This is a genomic window from Nocardia sp. NPDC058114 (assembly GCF_042884695.1).
Lineage (GTDB): Bacteria > Actinomycetota > Actinomycetes > Mycobacteriales > Mycobacteriaceae > Nocardia.
The window spans coordinates 1,561,174-1,579,099 of sequence record NZ_JBHVTK010000001.1; the positions used below are offsets into that span (position 1 = coordinate 1,561,174).

General features: G+C 63.5%; 12 protein-coding genes and 1 pseudogene. 7 read left to right on the forward strand and 6 right to left on the reverse strand.

The window, feature by feature from the left end; translation table 11 throughout:
- Positions 1–330 precede the first annotated feature (330 nt).
- On the reverse strand, positions 331–2,385 hold the full coding sequence (locus ACFVVI_RS07260; RefSeq protein ID WP_387443982.1) for a DNA/RNA non-specific endonuclease: 2,055 nt from the start codon (positions 2,383–2,385) through the stop codon (positions 331–333).
- Between the two features lie 836 nt (positions 2,386–3,221).
- A complete protein-coding gene (locus ACFVVI_RS07265; RefSeq protein ID WP_387443984.1) occupies positions 3,222–3,383 on the reverse strand; it encodes a hypothetical protein in 162 nt (53 codons plus the stop codon).
- A 289-nt stretch (positions 3,384–3,672) separates the two neighbouring features.
- Here ACFVVI_RS07265 and ACFVVI_RS07270 point away from each other — a divergent pair, with 289 nt between their 5' ends.
- On the forward strand, positions 3,673–4,707 hold the full coding sequence (locus ACFVVI_RS07270) for a trypsin-like peptidase domain-containing protein (protein ID WP_387443986.1): 1,035 nt from the start codon (positions 3,673–3,675) through the stop codon (positions 4,705–4,707).
- Between the two features lie 14 nt (positions 4,708–4,721).
- Here the strand turns inward: ACFVVI_RS07270 and ACFVVI_RS07275 are convergent, their stop codons facing one another.
- Positions 4,722–8,264, reverse strand: a complete 3,543-nt coding sequence (locus ACFVVI_RS07275) for a hypothetical protein (RefSeq protein WP_387443988.1) — start codon at positions 8,262–8,264, stop codon at positions 4,722–4,724.
- 375 nt (positions 8,265–8,639) lie between these two features.
- Between ACFVVI_RS07275 and ACFVVI_RS07280 the strand changes: the two genes are divergently transcribed.
- The gene (locus ACFVVI_RS07280; RefSeq protein ID WP_387443990.1) at positions 8,640–10,205 is read left to right on the forward strand and encodes a DUF6777 domain-containing protein; all 1,566 of its coding nucleotides are present in this window, start codon (positions 8,640–8,642) and stop codon (positions 10,203–10,205) included.
- A gap of 91 nt (positions 10,206–10,296) precedes the next feature.
- Here the strand turns inward: ACFVVI_RS07280 and ACFVVI_RS07285 are convergent, their stop codons facing one another.
- Positions 10,297–10,857, reverse strand: coding sequence for a hypothetical protein (locus ACFVVI_RS07285; protein WP_387443992.1), 561 nt, complete (start codon positions 10,855–10,857; stop codon positions 10,297–10,299).
- Positions 10,858–10,934: 77 nt separating this feature from the next.
- Between ACFVVI_RS07285 and ACFVVI_RS07290 the strand changes: the two genes are divergently transcribed.
- Genes ACFVVI_RS07290 through ACFVVI_RS07300 form a run of 3 tightly spaced genes read left to right on the forward strand, consistent with a single transcriptional unit; the run spans position 10,935 to position 14,392 of the window.
- Positions 10,935–11,255 (forward strand): hypothetical protein, encoded by a 321-nt coding sequence (locus ACFVVI_RS07290; RefSeq protein WP_387443994.1) that lies wholly within the window; start codon positions 10,935–10,937, stop codon positions 11,253–11,255.
- A 12-nt stretch (positions 11,256–11,267) separates the two neighbouring features.
- Positions 11,268–12,521, forward strand: coding sequence for an effector-associated domain EAD1-containing protein (locus tag ACFVVI_RS07295; RefSeq protein WP_387443995.1), 1,254 nt, complete (start codon positions 11,268–11,270; stop codon positions 12,519–12,521).
- A 26-nt stretch (positions 12,522–12,547) separates the two neighbouring features.
- Positions 12,548–14,392, forward strand: coding sequence for an FG-GAP repeat domain-containing protein (locus ACFVVI_RS07300; RefSeq protein ID WP_387443998.1), 1,845 nt, complete (start codon positions 12,548–12,550; stop codon positions 14,390–14,392).
- A 275-nt stretch (positions 14,393–14,667) separates the two neighbouring features.
- Here the strand turns inward: ACFVVI_RS07300 and ACFVVI_RS07305 are convergent, their stop codons facing one another.
- Complete coding sequence (locus ACFVVI_RS07305) at positions 14,668–14,949, reverse strand: tetratricopeptide repeat protein (protein WP_387443999.1); 282 nt, start codon at positions 14,947–14,949, stop codon at positions 14,668–14,670.
- Positions 14,950–15,254: 305 nt separating this feature from the next.
- Here ACFVVI_RS07305 and ACFVVI_RS07310 point away from each other — a divergent pair, with 305 nt between their 5' ends.
- Entirely contained in the window at positions 15,255–15,461 is a 207-nt protein-coding gene (locus tag ACFVVI_RS07310; protein WP_387444001.1) for a hypothetical protein, read from the forward strand.
- Between the two features lie 126 nt (positions 15,462–15,587).
- Here the strand turns inward: ACFVVI_RS07310 and ACFVVI_RS07315 are convergent, their stop codons facing one another.
- A complete protein-coding gene (locus ACFVVI_RS07315) occupies positions 15,588–16,151 on the reverse strand; it encodes a heme-binding protein (protein ID WP_387444003.1) in 564 nt (187 codons plus the stop codon).
- Positions 16,152–16,560: 409 nt separating this feature from the next.
- Between ACFVVI_RS07315 and ACFVVI_RS07320 the strand changes: the two are divergent.
- Positions 16,561–17,549, forward strand: a pseudogene (locus ACFVVI_RS07320) (IS481 family transposase); the annotation flags it as partial.
- Positions 17,550–17,926: the final 377 nt, after the last annotated feature.

Below are 17,926 nucleotides of genomic sequence, written 5' to 3' on the forward strand. Positions count from 1 at the left end.
CATCTCGTCCACTTGGGGTGAGGCCGAATCCTCTGTCCGGCAAGGTCACCTCGATGATGGTCCTAGTGCCTGCTGTGCGCACGAGTACCCGCCTACTCGGATCCTGTGCAACCGCGCCAACGCTGTCCGCGCCGTAGTTCTGATGACCGAGGATTCGGTTGCCTCGTCTCCCCAACCCAACACCCTTCCGCAGAATGCGGGGCCTCGAACACAACAATCCCTACGGCCTCGTCGGTGTGGTGGAGATCGGGTGTGCCCGCTGTCAGCCGTCCTCGTCGGTCGACAGCAGCGACGGCAGGCGGCCGGTTGACGGTGCGGATGGACCCGGCATCAGACGAATTGGATTTGATGAACGTTGTCGAGATCGGTGTCCGGACTTTCCGGTTCGCGGAACGGGTCCAACGCGGTGAGGTCACCGAACGACAGCCCTGCCTTCTGCTCGATCCACTCGATCCGACGCTGGGTGGTCTTGTGCTGACCGAAGACGAACTCCTGCTCGGAGAGGAACTCGCCTTGCGACAGGCTGTAGCCGGTCGCGGTAAGTGCCCCGGTGGTGTCGTGGATGAAGACGATCACTTTCCAGAACGCGACAGGAATTCGCACGTCGAACTTGATCGGGTCGTCGTCGTGGAGGAAGGGGCCGGTGATCACAGAGATCCTCATCTGGTCTCGCCGTGCGTTCTGCAGGGCGTAGTTCTCGAGGTCGAGCCAGACTCCGGCGTTGAAGGTTTGCATTTGCGGGACAGCGTTGGTCACGTGCATGGAGTCGTTGTTGGCGCGTGCGGCGACGGTTTCCGCACCCCAGACCGGGTCTTCGCGTCGAGTCATGTGGCCGCGGGAGAACTTGGGTGCCAGCCCGTAGCACTCCTTGCTGATCTGGGCGTGGTTGGGGATGCGCGGGTCGCGCCGCCACTGCGTCCGATCGGCCCTGGCTCGTTGCTTGCCGTCGATGTTGACCGCACTGTAGAGGCACATGCGCCGTGTTCTGCTCATCACGACCGAAAAGTGTTCGTAGTTCAGCACAGTGCCGTCGTGACCGTTGTCATCGAAGATGAGGACATCGTCGCGATCGTTGACCTCCGGCAGCGTGACTGGCGCATCCGAGCCCAGGAATGTTTCCGAGAATCCGCTGCGGCCGAGGTAATCTGCGGCGACTCCCTCGATGACGAGGTCCTCGGTCGAAAGCCCGGGAGCAGGGGCAGCGGACGTCGTGGGCGCTGCAACAGATACCGCAGAGGTGTTGTCCGCGTAGGGATCTCCGATCTCGACGGTAATCCGCAAAGGCACGACAGCACTGAACCGCGTCGGCCCGCCGGCGGGCGGTGTGGCACTGTCGAATGTGCCGACACCGACAGTGTCCACGGTGACCGCGGGAGTCGCCGGTCTTACCGGCCTGCCCAGCACTGCGGCCAGGCGCTGTTTGACCACCGGAGAAGCGACAGCGAAGTTGGCTTCGAGGAAGCGTCCGGCGAAGTGCAGCCCGACCGCTTCGCCGGTGGTCAACGACACCACGACCGACCCGGAGTTGCCGCCCAGCGTGGTGCAGTCGTGCAGGATCACCGGTCCTTGCTTACGGGTCAGCCGCCCCGGCGCCAGGCGTTTCTTGTCGTAGAGGTTGCCGTAGATCTGTTCCATGAGCGCTTGATCGGGTATCCGGCTGTCGCGTGCGGGGTACCCGATCACCGCGCAGAAGTCGTCCACCACCGGGTCTTGGGACATCGGTATCGGCGCGGGTGTGCCCGGACCGGTTTGATCCACCCGCAACAGCGCGATGTCGGGGCCGGCGTCGTCTTCGATGTGCAGGATCTCGGTCATCGCGAAGGTCAGGTCTTCGGGGCGGTTCGCTTCTTCGAGAAAGTCGATGGAGGCGGTCATCGGTCCGAAAAGGCCTTGACGGAACACGAATTGGCCACCGGCGGCGCGCCCGAATTCTTGGGCGACGTGGCGGTTGGTGACGATCACGTTCGGTGCCAGGAGCCATCCGGTGCCCAGCCATGAGGCGTCGTGGCCGGTGACCTCGATCCTGCCGACGGCGCGTGCGGCGCGGATCAGGGTCTCAGAAGCCGCGCTCAGACGGGTCCGCCAGACCTCGCTGTCGGGATCGGTGAAGCTCAGCTGTGCGGCGTCACGATGGATGGTCAGCACGGGGCGGCCTGTTCGCACGACAATCGTCTCGGTGTGGAAGCCCACCCCGCCGAACTCCTCCGCCGGGCTCGACGACGGTGTGCCGTCGAGTGTTTCGCGGGTGTCGGGAACCGCCGCCAGTTCGGTCTCAGAGGTGACGGCGCGGGTCTCGGCTAGTTCGGCACGCAGCTCAACGTCGCTGTCTTCGATAGTGGCGTTGTGGAGCGCGAGCCGAGCTTGGACACCCTCAGAAATATCCATAGCGAGACAGTATTACGAGGGTGGGTGGTCTTGCTCGGTTCGGCAAAATTGCCCTGGGAAAGGCAAAGCGCTGCAGTGGGTTCCGTTGGCCGCATCCCCGAATCTCAGTGGCCTGAGGCGACGTTCTCGTCGGTGCAGAACGGAGACTAAAAGCAAGCCTGAGGTGCACACGCCATCGTAGCTCCTGACTCTGCCACGTACCGGGGTCGCGAAGATCGCTGATGGACATCGATTTCGCCGCCCAGTGAGAGCCAGGGCCTCTCCTGTCGAATTGACCGTGGCTCGGTTGCCCCATATGCAGTCCGTCGACTCGTGATGGAGCGAAATTGCGCGATGTTGCCCGGGTTACGCGCAGTGCTGCCGAGTCGTTCACGGTATCCGGTAGCGCGTACGCGTTCCTCAGACAGCGAGGTCTGGTGTAGCCGGATCTCAGCGTGAGTGCCGGTCAGCTGAGCGGGCAGTTCACACGCTGCCTTCGTCACCTGGTCAGGCGACGGCTCGGGGGCACCGTCCTGGTCCCAGTCGCGGCAGTAGGGGCACCACGGACGCAGCCTGTGATGCAACCAGACCGAGTACATGAAGGCTGCCCAGAGCGCATCGAGGGCAACGACACCACTCGCAGCAGACCGACGAATGGACAACGAACACCGGCACGCTGATCATCGCCACGACCAGCAGCACCCGAGGGGTCGTGCTCACCCAGTGTCGCAGCCACAGCAACCGCTGTTGGCGTTCAGCGCGTCGGCCGGCATCGGCAGGGACCTCCCGCATGCAGTGCACGCACAGCCGCTGGAAGTCGTTGTGTATCAGTCCGATAAGCAGAACGGCGTTCCCGATCAGGATCGTGAGCTCGATGAGGGTGCCTGGTAGTCGAAATAGGTGGTGACATGCGCTGCCGCGACTGCTGCGAGCGCGCACAGCATCAGGTGCGCGAGTGTGGTGAGGAGTCGGCTGAACCGGGACTCGTCGTTGTTGAAGGCGTTGTCCGTGATCGCCACGTCAGATGCGTCCTTCATAGTTCGGGCAGCGGGGCAGCTGGCGAGATTGCGCCGGAGCAACCAGCTGAGCTGTTGTCGGGATCGAAGGCCGGGTACTGACGTCATCTGGCGGTGTTCGCTGACCACGGGGTCACGGCGGATAGTCGGTGAAGCGTTCACTGCTGCCGCGGCTTGGTGTGCCAGCGAATTCCGATGTCGTACGGCTTCAAGGACGGGGGCACCCATGATCCTCCTACACTGCGAATACCCAATGCGCACAAACCCGCTCACCGACTGAAAGCCACGTCCTGTGACCGATCTGCTCGACACCCTGCCCTTCGATTGGACTCGCCCGGAAGCCCAGGAGCTACTCGACATCCTCGCCCGTAGCTACTACCGAGACCCTGAGGTCGAGCGGCTGGTGCTACAGGTCGGCATATCGCCCGCTGACCTCAATTGGTCCCAGCCGATGGTCGGTGTCTGGCATGACCTGCTCAACCTCGCACGCAACCAGAACCGTCTGCGGGATCTGGTCGACGCGGCGGCCAAGGACCGCCCAGCTATCGCCGGACGTATCGGCGAACTCGTGCGTCCCGCCCCCATCGTCGAAGCCCCTGCCGCAGCCGATTCCCGGCCGCATTGGTACGGATCAGACGATCCCAAATATCTCGAAGCTCAGATCTTCGACAAACCGACCCTGTTGGACGTGGCGTTCATGGCGCGAGGAGCGGCCGTCGCGGCCGCGGTGTGTCGGCTGCTGGTGACCATGCAATCCGGACGCTACTACGGCACGGCCTTCCGCATCGGCGCTGACCTACTGCTGACCAACCACCATGTGCTCTACGACATCAAACGCGACTCCGCTCCGCCTGCGAGGGAGGTGCAGGCGTGGTTCCACTATGAGTTGGGTGCCGACAACCAGCTCCGCGAACCGCTGATCTTTCAGGGTCGAGTCGAGACCATCGTCGGTGAGCCACGTGATGACTGGGCGGTGATCCGCACCGATTCGGCGTTGCCCGACGATATCCCCGTGATCGGGCTCACCGCATCGGCTTCTGTGGTGGAGGATGATCGCGTCAACATCATCCAGCACCCCAGCGGTGGCCTGAAGAAGATCGGCATCCACCACAATCTGGTCCGCCATGTCGATGACCGAGTGGTGCAGTACTGGACCGACACCGAACCGGGTTCCTCCGGCGCTCCGGTGTTCGACAACGACTGGAATCTCGTTGCGCTGCACCGTGCCGGTGCCGGGTCGACCGAACTCGCACGGGGCAAGAACTTCGGCACCACCATCGGGCGCGTGGTCTCAGGACTGCAGAGCGCCGGCATCGATCTGGTCTGAGGGCGGCCTTCCGCTCACCCGAACTGCCGGTGAATATTGCCCGCCACGCCAGGCGGGCAATCGGGTCGACGAGCCAGTGCGAGGCTGCGAAGGCCCGGGGTCGCTGTCTCGATCGTGATGAATGCCTCGGCGATCGCAGCCCGGTTCGCGACCGAGACTGTTGGCCACAGGTCCTCGAGGCGGGTGAGGAACTGTGCGTCGGCGCGGGCCAGCACGATGAGAAGATGCGCGAGCGGACGTTGAGATCGGCTGGCGATACGTCCGACATCGACGCTCACCAGGAGTTGGGCCACCTCGTCCTCGACTGCGCCCACGCCCAAGTGCGGCAGTCCCAGTGCCGTCAATGACTGTTTGTAGGTGCCGAACAGTGCCGGCAAGTGGCGGCGCTGGCGCTGAGCAACTGCCTCTGGCAGGAGTCGGTGGACGGTGGCGCGCAAGGCGGCCAGGATCGCTGAGGCCATTTCCGGTGTGAGAGCACCGGCAGGACCATGCCCGGCGCGGTCGATATCGATCAGCAGTGTCAGCAGGGCTTCGGCGGTCTGCGGGTCTTCGCCCGCGTCGAGCGAGCGCTCGAGGCGGCCGAACAGCTGCTCAGCGTGCGATCGGTTCAGCACGATCTGGCTGCGCAAATCGTGGAGTTTGCCCGCCACGATGCGTACGGAGTTTGTGTGCGGTGAGTTCAGAAGTCCCACCAGCCAGGCGGCGGCATCGTCGCCGATTGATGCCGCCGGCCAGTGCATCAGCGCGGTGCTGACCGCCGTCATCGCCGCCGATGCGACGTTGGTGCTTCTATCGTGGGCGTACTCCACGATCCGCGTCCAGGTACTGGGGTCGTAGCCGCAGACCAGCCCGTCAAGGCGAGCCCGACTGGTTCGACTGGCCGGGTCGGCACCAGATACCAGGGTGCGCAAGTCCGCGGCGAGTTCAGCGAGGACCGCCGGTGTGTGCGCGGTGATGTTGAGGAAGGTGTCGTAGGCGCTGGTGACGGCCGAAGCGTCGCCGCCCTGATCACGGAACGCGACCAGGGCGCGCAACCGATCCGACAGTAAATCATCCTGGGTGCCGCAGGCTTTCACCGCCGAGGGCCATACCTTGCGTGGCATCGTGTCGATCCATTGCGACAGCACCCGCGTCACCGCGAGCCGTTCTGCACGATCGAACGAGTCCGCGGTGTGGTTGACGACAGCGCAGGCGACGCCGACCGCGGTCGTGGTGGGAGTGCGACCGAGAGCTGTCACCGTGCGCAGCGCCAGTTCCCGGTGTGTGTCGGCGATGTATTTTGCGACGTTGACGCAGCGGTCGCCCGCCACGCGCGCAACCTCGCCCGCGGTCGCATACCGCAATACCTCGCCCGCGGTGCCGGGATCGGTACACAGGTGCGCCACCAGACGCACCTGGCATGAGTCCCACCGGGCCAACAGTTCGGCAGTCAAGATGTCGTGCCAGGTGAACCAGCCGAGGCGGGTTCGGAAATCAGGGAGGTGCTGGCATCTGATCAGCAGCGCGGTCAGGTCGTCGACGGAACCTTCCGGGCAGGCACATCGGGCAGCGGCGACGATCAGGTCGATATCGCGCGCAGCAGGTCCCATTTCTGTGATTGCCCGCAGCACGACCCGTTGCGCGGACGGGGGCAGCATTTCGTAGCGGTCGATCAACGCCGTCGCGGTCGCGTTGTCAACGCCCTCGGCCACCACTGCCGCAATGAACGCCCTCGATGTCGAGGAGAGCACAGCCGTGGCTACGTCGGTGCGCGGGCACAGGGCGTCCAGCACCTGTCCGATCCCAGTAGGTCTTTCCTGCGCCGTGATCTGTGCGATCAGTTGGGCTGCCCCGGTCACTACCCCGGACAGTTGCGGCCCCTGAGCGCGTTCGATCCGGACGATCAGCACCTCGAGAGCGGCGCGGTGGCACGCCGCAGGTGCGTTGGCGAGCACGGTGGCATTGGCGTCGATGACAGCGCCGGCATCGGCGGGGACGTCCGCGGCGATGCGCAAAACCTGCTGTGGCGATCGGCGTGCGAACGCACCCGCCAGTTGGGCTTTGACTCCTTCGACTTCGGACAAGGGGATCGCGGCACGGACATCGTCGAAGCGGTTGTCGTCCATGGCCAGCATGGGCAAGTGCCGGGCGATCGGCCAATACGCTGGGACCAGTGAGCCGTCGAGGCCAGTGCGCAGCCGGGCGAAATCAGCGGCGGTCCCGATCCGGCGCAGGTGGCGGGCCACCGCGTACTCGCCGAAGGTCTGATGGAAGAAGCTGTAACGGTCAGCGGCGGTGACTACCGCGCCGTCGCTGAGCAGCAGGTCAAAGGCGCCCTCGTCGGTATTGAGCCGCCCGGATACCGAGGTGGCGAAGCGTTGTTCGCTCTCGAGCCACGTTTCTTCGGCGAGTGCGTTCGCGGCCGCGACTTGGCGTCGTGCGTTGGCGCTGCGTGCGCCTCGGCCGTGGCGATCGGCGGCGATCCGCTTGGTCCAGTAGTCGTCGTAGAGGGCGGTGACGGTGAGATCGTCAGGGATTGCGCCAGATTCGGCATACACCTCGCAGGCCATGGCCAGACGAAGAGGGGTGGCCAGGACTTGTGATGCACCCGGTTCGGCCAGGCTCGCAATGAAGTGTGTGCCGGCGTCGTCGGTGATCTCGGCGCGTGAGCAGACGAAGGCGCAGGCCCATGCTGTGATTTCCTCGCCGGTGAGCAACGGCATCACATATTGCGATTCGGCGATCCCGCGGGCGGTACGCAGATAGTTCGTCCACTCGTGATCGCGGCATGTCCACACCAGGTGCCCGAGTCCGGCGATCCTGCGAAGAAGCCCGGCGATGGCGTCGGCGTTGCGTTCGCGCACAACCAGGTCCACTGTGTCGACGAGAACGTGCACGTCGCCTGCAGAGGCGATGTTTCTCAGCAGGTCGGTCAGCGGTGGTGCGTCCGGCTGGTCGAGCGCTGCGGCTCCGAATGCCTGATCGATGTCGGCCACGGTATTCAACGCCGCCGTGGACGACACCCGGTTGCAGGGAACCAGAATTGCTTGCCCCGTGGCCTGTTCAATGACCGCGTCGAAGATCTGGCCGAGCAGCACGCTCTTGCCGAGCCCTCCCTCTCCGATCAGAACGAGAGTGTCGACCTCGGTGACATCGCGGTGCAGTGAGCGCGTCAGTTGCTGCGCGCGTTGCATGGTGGGCATAACTTCAGGATCGAGTTCGAGGCGCTCGCGCATGGCTGTGCGCATCAACCCCGCGCTCACAGACGCACCTGTGCCACCAAGCGGCGCCGCTGGTGTCCGGGCGAGGTCCTGTAGAACCGTGAAGCCTGTGGTGCCAGGGTCTGCGGCGATCGTCTCGATCAGTGTCCGCAGTCGCTGTGTGGCCGCGGCGTTTCGGCAGATCCGCGGCCACACATCGACCATCGCGCCGGTGAGGTCTATCTCGTGCAACGCGAGGCCGGCGGCCCGCAGTAATCGGTCAGGCGGTGATTTGGGAAAGGCCACGCACAGGGCATTGAGAAGATCTTTCGTGGCAGGGTCTTGCTCGTCGAAGCGGAAGCGGTCCAGCAGCGACATCCCCCGACCCCCACGAGTACGACTCCGGCAACACAGTCCAACCTACCGCGAGCGCTGAGTACCGCGCACTGGCGATCCTGTCGATGGATGGGCTGGGACCAATGGATCTCCGCCGGGGATATAGCTGCGCTTTCGTCGATTCGACGACTCGAGGCTCCCGCAGGTGCGCTTACGCGAAACCGTCGAGCATCCCCAGGGGTTGACTCCGGTCCGGCCGAAGAGCGGTGCATCGATCGAAGTGACCAAGCGGCAGCTTGTTTCGAGGATCGGCGCGATGAGCCGCGGGGTCACTGGCGCCACCTGATTCTCTTTCGTCAGCCGTGGCGGCGGTTATGCTTGCCGAGCCTGGGGTCCACGAACACGAGGTTTGCGCGAATGTCGTTGCTCGACCGATGCCCGTTCGACCCCGCCGACCCCGAAGCGCAGAACTTGCTCGACGCACTAGGGCATCTGTATCCCCTTGCGACACAAGCGCAACGACCGATTTCCCGCGCAGGCATCCGCCTTCAGGACATCGCACTCAATGACGCGATGACCGACGTGTGGCCGCGCGTACTCCGCGCCGCCGCCAATCAGGGCAGGTTGCGCGCATTGGTGAGCGGTATCGCTGCCGATCCCAACAGCGCCGGTCACGAGATCTTCGCGCGACTGGCCCAGACCCCGGTCGAGGCGAGCACGCGATCGCCGCTGCCGGTTCCCGCAGTACGGCCGCAAAAGAACACAGCCCGACTCCTTGGCCTGGTGACTGCGGTGCTAGCGGTGGTGGCATTGGTGGCGATCGGTGTGGTGATTCTTGCGCCCAACCAGCAGTCGGGCGGCGAGATCGTGCTGGAAGGCTACGACTCCCTCGGCGCACTGCCGTTCATGCCAGCTGGCCCACAGCCAACGCAGCCAGTTCCACATCCGTCGAGCGCAGCACTGCCAGTGCACAATTCTGGTGCGGGCGCGGTGCCCTTCGACGGCGCGGAGCCGGGGGCGTACGCAGGCGAGCGTGATGTGACGATCTCGCGTCGTGACGATCTCGCGGGGCACCTCGAAGGGCACCCGGAAACCGCTGCGGCACTGGTGGAAGTGCTCAACAAGGACCCGGCAGTCACCCGCAGCGGCTCGCTCACCGTGGCCGGACTCGGCGCCTATCTGCGCGCGCTGACTCCGGTCGTTCTCCGATTCGACATCAGGGTCACCGATCACGGGCTCGACGGACACACGCCCGTCCCACGCCAGGCCGTCCTGCAGTCCGGTACCGCCGTCCTCGTCGATGGCCTCGGGGTGCCTAGAATCCGGCTGGCCGGTGGGTCTCCGCTGATCGCGATGCAGAACGTTTCCGGGACGCCGCAGTATCTCGGTGTGAAGTGGAACGGGTTCGACGAGAAGGCAATTGCCGCCATGCGGCCGACCGGCACCCTGTTGACCGTGCTGGTGTTGATCGATCTCCGCACCGGTGTTGCCTTCGACCGTCCCGTCGGTTCGATCGGTGACCGCGACACCGAGCGCACCGCAGGGTCGGTCGAATCGAGTACCTCACCTGTGGTGACCACAGCGCCGCCGACTACGTCATTGTCCTCGACAGCCACGACCTCGACAGACAGCCGACCGCTGGACCTGTCCGGACCGTGGACAATGCGATCGCTGGGCAGCGACATCGCCGGCGCTGTCAGTCACACGGCAGAGGGGTTCGCTTTCCGAAACGAGGAAGTCGCAGGCGCTGTGCGCGCGACACTTGACTGTGTGCTGATCGGGAAGCTCGGCGGAGCTGCCACCATGAACTGCCGAAACACCGTGACGGGGAATGGAGATACTCTCGGCACGGATTCGACCTACAGCGGCACGCTCACAGCCATCAGTTGGCAGGGCCGCTCGATGTTCCGATTCGACGGCGTGATCACCGCACCCATTCACCCGTCGCTGGGACAGTACGAGGTCAGTCTCTTTCCTGGATAGTCGCCGGGGTCCTGATGTCGGCAATCTGCGTAGGCAACAGCTCGGGTCGTCAACCACACGAGGCGTTGGCGTCGGTCACGCTGCTGCAGGGCTACTGCCCCCGGCACAAACCGCACAGGTCGATGCGCACAAGCAGCGCTCGTAACCGTCCGGCCACTGCCGAGGAATTCTGTGGGCCAACAGGTTCGAGTGCCTCGTGGTTCGGAGACTCACCATCCGCAGCGATCTGAAGAACACTCTCCCCAACAGCGGAGGACCAGTCGTCCTGGTCGAGCGCGACGACGGCGGCAACGCCGTCGTCGCGACAGGAGCTACGGATTTCGCGCTTGGATGGAATGTCCTTGCCTGTGGATGCGGCGATGTCGCGCTGCATCATTGGGTGCTGGCACGCGGTGGGGATGAAGTTCTCATCGGGTGAGAGCTCGAGCTTGTTCTGTACCTGCAATGCGTCCGCACACAGGGATTGCACAATGTGTTGACCGCGGTGACGGCAGCGCGTGGCGATCCGATCCGGGTGGGTTGGTACGGGTTCTGGCAGACAGCGCAGCTGAGCGGAGCTGTCGGTGCCCGTCGCGAAGTCCGCACCGGTGACGAGGACACCTGCGGAGCTGAGTGTCGTTGCAATACCAAAGAGACCGGGCGTTCTTGACACTGTCGCCGGATCGGCAGCAAGCTGATCGCTAATTCGACACGGTGCGTACGGAACTGCGGTCGGCGAGGGAGCTGGAAATGGACCGCTGGGCGCTGGGTGCTGTGGTGCCATGTGTATCTGATCGAGACGCCTCGCGTTGCGGGGTTTTGCCGCCCACCGTCGATATCGACGGTCCGGCCCACAACCTCGTGCGCCTTGTCGATCGGGACGCGGTGCAGTACTGGACCGACACAGAAGGCGGGTCGTTGGGGTCGCCGGTGTTCGACAACCAGTGGCAGCTTGTGGCGTTGCACCACGGCCAGACATCGAACAGCGCCGATCCGCAGGGGTTCAATCAGGGAACGCGCGTCTCGCGCGCAGTGGAGGGCTTGGCCGCCGCGGGTATCGGCTGGCCGTAGGAGAGGATGAGGATGTCGTTTCTCGATCGGCGCCCGTTCGATGTCAACGATCCGCAGGCCCAGGAGCTGCTCGCGGCCCTGGGGAACGGGTATCCACTGGCTCAGGACGCGTATCGGCTCCTGTCACACACCGGAATTGCGAAGCAGGACATCTACTTCGGACAGCCGATGGCCGACGTGTGGCTATCGATCTGCGAGACGGCCACCAATCGAGGACTCCTGCGCAGACTCGTCGACGAGGCAGCCAAGGATCATCGTGTCCCGGGCTACGAGATCTTTCGCGCGCTGACGGCTACCCCGATATCAGACATGCCGTCGGGTTCCGATCCGACACAACGTCGACCCGGCACCCCGCCGGAGACATCAGCAAGACCGAAGCCGCCAGCTTCCGTGCGGGCGATGTTCACGAGATTTCGTATCCCGCTGGCGCTGCTCGTCTTGATGGCTGTCGTCGTGTCCGTCGGAGCGTACAAGATCATCGGCAACGAAGGCGGCGATGCGAGAGGTTCGATCCCCGCCAGTGCGGTCTCACTCAAGGTGTACGGCCTCGGTCAAAGCGCTGGGAAATTGACTTATATCTTCCCGCCCGAAGCCGGGGAAAAGGCGGCCGAATTCGCGGAGCTGGTACGCAACGACGTCCAGTATCAGGATCATGACAGTCTGCGTGAGTACGGTTGGTATGCGGGATACGTCCGCGTGGCAGTAGAGGTCACGAACTCCAGTTCCGAAGAAGTAGATATTCTGGCTGTCAGACCAGCGCATCGAGTTCGGTCTCCGATAAAACTGGGCACTGCGATCTGGATACCGCCCTCAGGAGCTGGACCGGAAGACAATTCGATGTGGTTCGGGCTCGATTACTCCGAGCCGATCGCTCGCTCCGGTGGCGGTTCCGAAGGAAATATCAACGATCCGGCCTTCTTCGAGTCGCGACTTCTGGGCATCATGCCGGGAGAGCGCAAAGTGCTCATGACCTACTTCTATGCCGACTCGGCGTCTGTTTCTTTCGACATCGAAGTCGAGTATCGACTGGCCGGCGCCGAGAGCTCGGTAACCGAAACCATCAGCAACCACGGCCATCTATTTCAGGTCACGGCATGGGCGTGTCCCCAATGGCTTCGCCGCCATAACGTCGCTGCTGACATCGCCGCGGATGTCGGGAAACTTCGCTACAGCTCTGTCCTGAAGAAGATCGCAGCGAAAAGTGGACAAGGCTGGGAAATGCAGGAGGTCCCTGCCGATGACTACGCGGTGGCCTGCGGAAATTGACAGGATTTCAGGCAAGGAGTGTACGCGTGCTCGCGTCAGCAAAAATTCGTCTACTGGCGGCACTGGTGCTGGTAGCGTCGGTCGCGCCGGTAGCCGCCTCGAACGTCCAGGTCATTGAACCCTCGACGTTCGCCTATGCGACCGCCACCGAGTTGGTCGTGGTCCGTGGAGTCCGCGAACCGATTCGCGAGAAGATCTCGTTCTCTCAAAGCTACGGCGGGATCGTCTGGACCCAGGACGGACGATATGCCACGATTCTGACCAATGACAAACCCGGTGTCGAACTACGATCGGAAAAACGAACGCTCGTTGTCATCGACTCTCACAGCGGAAATACGCGACGACTTCCATGTCCTCTTTGTGTAGGGCTGGCCGCGATCGGAAACGATCTGATAATGGCCAGTCAGCTGACTAAAGACTACAGTACGCATGGTTTCGGGATCCTGCGTTTCGCTCTATCGAACAACAGACCTGCTGTCGAACTGGCCACCGCTGTCCGTGGAGATGTAAAAGGTGAAATGAATGGCAATATCAAGGAGGCGTTTGTCCTCGCTGGAACTCCCGGCGGTGCGCTGGTAGGCGCGTTTGCCGAGCAATGCGAGAATCGGTTTCTGCTGTTGCGCTCGGATGGGTCGTTCGATCGAATAGGAAAACGGAAGATCCCAGGCTACGGAGGCGGTTCCGGCTGTTCTTATAGTGACGGACCCGCGGCAATCAAAGACGCGTCCACCGGTTCGCCGGTGTTCGCTGTCGCGTTGATCGTCGGCAGCGTTCAGAACGACTGCGCCGCACGTCATGAAGTCCTGCTGCTGTCACTGGACGGGAAGGAGGCTGTGAACACGGATTTGTCGGCACTAGATCCGCCGGGATATCGGCGTGGTGTCGACACCCAAGTTGTCGTCTCGGACCTGTGGTGGGACGAGTCCGGAAATCTGCATGCGGTGATGTTGGCTGGTGTGTGCGATGGAACCGAAAGTATGACAACACTTCCCACTGAATGGGTTCTCAAAGAGACCCGATGGGTGCAGGTTTCACGCGAGGGAATAGTAGCGAAGCGGGAACTGAACGACAGCGTGAATCTCGTCGTTGCCCTACATGACAAGGTGAATCTCGTCGGTACTCTGTTCGCCGAATATCATTCAGGTCGGCACAAGATTGCAGACGACGTTGTCGCTATCGAAGTTCCGCAGCCACATCCGCACGCGAGCTCAAGTACAAGTTCCGAGCGCCTGCCCGTCACGATAAAAGACATCTGCCCGTCTGGAACCTGTCTGGGTATCCGCGAGGGCGACATCGACGCGGACGGCAAAGTGGACAAAATCGGGCTGGTATTGGATAAATCCAGTCGCTCCGATTCGCTCGAACTCTACGGTCAACTCGGCAACGGTCGCTTCGTCAGCGGTGTCGTGGATACCGGAACTGGATCAGGGTGGGGTTGGCTCGGAATCAGTGATATCGACGGCGACGGCCGAGGCGACATCGTGGTCGACATCGGTGGAGTGATCGCGATAAAACTCGTCAACGGCAAGTTCGAAGCGATCAAAGATTACCAGAAGGGAATGCTGCTGCTGCATGCCGAAAACCCGGATCGGGAATACAACAGGTTCGAATTCGGGGGCTTCACCTGTGAGCGTGTTGATGGTCATCTGCGGCTGACAAGATTTCGACTGACTGTGTATGACGATTCAGCAAATGCGGCTACCGGCCAAGAGGAGGTTTTCGAAGCTGGTTCCGATGGTGTCATGAATCGCCTTTCGGCCCGACAGCTCAAATTTGATGTCGAACCCTTTACCGGTGTGCCGCACTTACCGGAGGAATTTGAAGAAAAAGTCGGTGCGCATTGCCCAGGGCTGAGCCGGTATCGGAACTGACGCCGCCGCCACTTCTTCCCGGTCCGCCGCACGATTTCCGTCAGGATCTTTGTTGTGGTGTAGGCAAGCCGGTACCGACGGATCTGTCCATATCGCCTGCATCGCAGCAGGTTTCGACGCGTCCTAGACGATCTGCAAACTAGCGGCGATGGCATCAGCCTGGCTGAGCCGCGGGAGTCGGAGCTCATCGCGGCCAGCGCTGAGATGGTCGAGACTCTTGCCCTTCGTATGCGCCGGTACCCGAGCGGCGAACCGGCTCAACGACTACCTGCGTTTCATGTGCTTGTTTCGGTAGCGCGGCGGCGCCAGATGTCGGCTTCTGTGAGTTCTCCGCGTTGTGCGAGGAGGTCTCCGAGGTTGTTCATGGCGTCGGTGTTGCCGGCATCGATGGCGCGGTGATACCAGGTTTCGGCATCTGTAAGTTCCCCGCGCCGGTGCAGCACCCACCCGAGATTGTTCATTCCGCCAGCGTGCCCGGCGTCGGCGGCGCGGTGGTACCAGGTTTCGGCTCCAGCGAGATCACCACGCCTTTCGAGCAGGGACCCGAGGTTGTTCATGGCGTTGGGGAAGCCCGCCTCGGTGCTGCGTCGGCACCAGAGTTCGGCTTCGTCGAGTTCGCCGCGCTGAGACAGCAGCCACCCGGCGCCGCGGCGAAACTTCGTTCAATACGGTAGGCCGGTCGGAAAGGGTGTCCGCGTGTCACCGGCACCGACGAGCTAGCTGTCGGAGTAGTCGGCAAGAGCTATCTCGAAACGGTCACCCTCCGATAGGTGCGACACTGACGATCCCAGTGCGCGTGTGCGAGGCCTGTGCGCCGGTGCGGTTGGCCACGGAAGGAAATCTCGCGTTGCTTCGGCCCCGCATGGAAATCGACCTCAGCCCCGTCGATGTCGAACACAGCGTGATCCGGTGGCGGATGTACAGCCGCGTCGGCACGCGGCTGCTGCAGTGGACCCTGCTGCCTGTCATTGCCATCATCATGCACCGACGGGCGAAGGCCGGCCCGCGTAACCTCGCACAGCGCCCCGGCGCCGACCGCGGCAGGCCTCAGGTCGGTTGTTCGCTGTGAGACGACCGATCCGCGCCCGACCCCGCCAACCAGGCCTTCTCGGTCGTGTCGCTGCGGTCGCGCTCTTCGGGGCGTTCGCGAGATCTCGCCGTGCACCCACCCACGGCCAGTTGATCGTCGACCCGTTTACCTCAACCGGGCGACCGCGGCCGCAGCGATCTTGTGATCGGTGATCGAGGAGGACGTCCCGGATACGCCGAAGGTGCCGGAGATCGTGCCTCCGATCCGGATGATCACCCCTCCGCCGTTGGGTACCAGCGAGTGCGCACCCGACTGCTTCGGGCCGCCCAGCAGCGATTGCCCTTGTTGAGCGGCTCCGGAGAAGTGCACGGTGTCGAATCCCAGGGCACGGGCAGCGTCGGCCTTGCGGTTGGCAGCATCGATCGACGACGTGGGTGCGCCGTCCATGCGAGCGAACCCCACTAACCTGCCCTCGGTGTCCACGACCGCCATCGAGACAGGTTGGCCCAGCTGTGCCGCGGTATCGCGGGCCGACGCGATTATAGCGTCGGCCTGATCCAGCGAGATACTCATGCCTTCCATCTTCCCTGTGTTTTCGCTGCGGAGATCGAATACCTTCTTGCCGCAGGCCTGTTTGGGGTCGCCGGGGCAGTGGGCAGGAAAGACAAGGCTGTTTCTTGCCTGGTCGGGTACGAGCACGAAAGTCACGCTGACCATTGGCAATGACACGTCCCTGCGACATCCTCGCCGTAGTGGTGATCGGTTCGTGCGAGTCCACCCAAGCGTTCGGCGTCGGTCAGTTGGGGTTGGCCGGAGCGGGGAGAGCGGACCGCGGGTGGAGTGCCCGCGCCGACACCGTTGGCCGCGGCATAGCGACCGATACGTACTCCTAGTCGGCGGTGAGCCCGAGGTGGGCGAGGGCGGACCGGTGCGGTTACCGGTGCTGGTAGTCGCTCGATCAGGCCATCCGATTTCGCGGTAGTGGCGAGCGGGACTTCGTCATCGAAGCGGACAACGTTGTGGGTATCGACTAGGTGTACTGACCACGGACGTTGGTGACGGCGTGGCGAGCTGACATGACGAAGACCTCCGAGTGAAGTGCGAGCGGTCTAGGAACGCATCCACTCCGGAGGTCTTCGTGTCCCACCGTAACGCCCCACTGACCGAACTGGGCCGGTTACGGCTGGCCGGGTGCGTCGTCGACGACGGCTGGCCACTACGCCGCGCCGCCGAACGATTCCAAGTCTCGGCGACCACCGCGAAACGCTGGGCCGATCGCTACCGGGCAGCCGGCCATGCCGGCATGAGCGACCGGTCCAGCCGCCCGCGCCACAGCCCGAACCGCACTCCCACCCGTACCGAGCGCCGTATCATCAAGATCCGGCTGCAACGCCGCTGGGAACCGGCCCGCATCGCCTACCTGCTCGGCTTACATCCCTCGACCGTGCACCGCGTCCTGGCCCGCTACCGGATCGCTCGGCTTCGATGGCTCGACCGCGCGACCTCCGCACCCGTGCGCCGCTACGAACACGACGCTCCCGGGCGACCTGATCCACGTCGACATCAAGAAACTCGGCAACATCCCCGACGGCTGCGGACCACTGCGTCCTCGGCCGCCGCGCAGGATCACGCAACCGCACCAGCCCACCCGGAAAAGTGTTGCGCCGCAATGGTGCCAGCCATGTCGGCTGCAGCTACCTGCACAACGCCGTCGATGACCACTCCCGCCTGGCCTGCAGCTAAATACTGCCCGACGAACGCAAGGAAACCGCTGTCGCGTTCTGGGGGCGGGCACGAAAGTACTTCGCCGCCAGGGGAATTACCATCAAGGGTGTCCTCGCCGACAACGGATCCTGTTACAGGTCGCAGCTCTGGCGATCCGAGCTGGCCTCCACCGGCGCCACCCACAAACGCACCCGGCCTTACCGGCCGCCAACCAATGGCAAGATCAAACGGTTCAACCGCACCCTGCTCGAGGAATGGGCTAACGCACGTCCCTGCCGGTCCGAAGCCGAACGCCGCGCCGCTTTCACCGACTGGCTGCATACCTACAATCACCATCGGGGCCACACAGCACTCGGCGGACATCCGCCAGCCAGCCGCTTTCCCAACCTTTCAGGTCAGTACACCTATACTCCATCGTCGCCGCCCCGGGCAGCGGTCCGGGGAAAGGGAGGCTGGAACTGTTGCGCCACGCCGCCTCGAACGCGACGGCTACCGGATGGTGGTCCTTCGTGGGAACGTTTGTGCAGTCGGATAGTCAGTCCGGTTCGCATGCAAAAAGCCCTGCGTCACTTGGCATTGCGCTGAATATGGGTTCCATTTCGGATCAGATTGCGGCTAGGCGCGGCTCCGGTGTGCGCGATGCGCGAACGCCTAGGATGGGCCCTGCCCCGCGACGTGGCGGCGGCGCATGGGTGCACGGGGAAGGCTCGCCTCGAATGGTTGACCGTTCGAGGCGAGCCGCATCGCCTCACGAACGCTGAGGGCTTTAGTGATTACCG

What these genes read in the sequence shown, in the direction of transcription:
- ACFVVI_RS07310 (WP_387444001.1), top strand. Translation starts at nt 15,255, where the DNA reads ATGGAAATCGACCTCAGCCCCGTCGATGTCGAACACAGCGTGATCCGG.
- ACFVVI_RS07260 (WP_387443982.1), bottom strand. Translation starts at nt 2,385, where the DNA reads ATGGATATTTCTGAGGGTGTCCAAGCTCGGCTCGCGCTCCACAACGCC.
- ACFVVI_RS07295 (WP_387443995.1), top strand. Translation starts at nt 11,268, where the DNA reads ATGTCGTTTCTCGATCGGCGCCCGTTCGATGTCAACGATCCGCAGGCC.
- ACFVVI_RS07280 (WP_387443990.1), top strand. Translation starts at nt 8,640, where the DNA reads ATGTCGTTGCTCGACCGATGCCCGTTCGACCCCGCCGACCCCGAAGCG.
- ACFVVI_RS07290 (WP_387443994.1), top strand. Translation starts at nt 10,935, where the DNA reads ATGGACCGCTGGGCGCTGGGTGCTGTGGTGCCATGTGTATCTGATCGA.
- ACFVVI_RS07275 (WP_387443988.1), bottom strand. Translation starts at nt 8,264, where the DNA reads ATGTCGCTGCTGGACCGCTTCCGCTTCGACGAGCAAGACCCTGCCACG.
- ACFVVI_RS07305 (WP_387443999.1), bottom strand. Translation starts at nt 14,949, where the DNA reads ATGAACAACCTCGGGTCCCTGCTCGAAAGGCGTGGTGATCTCGCTGGA.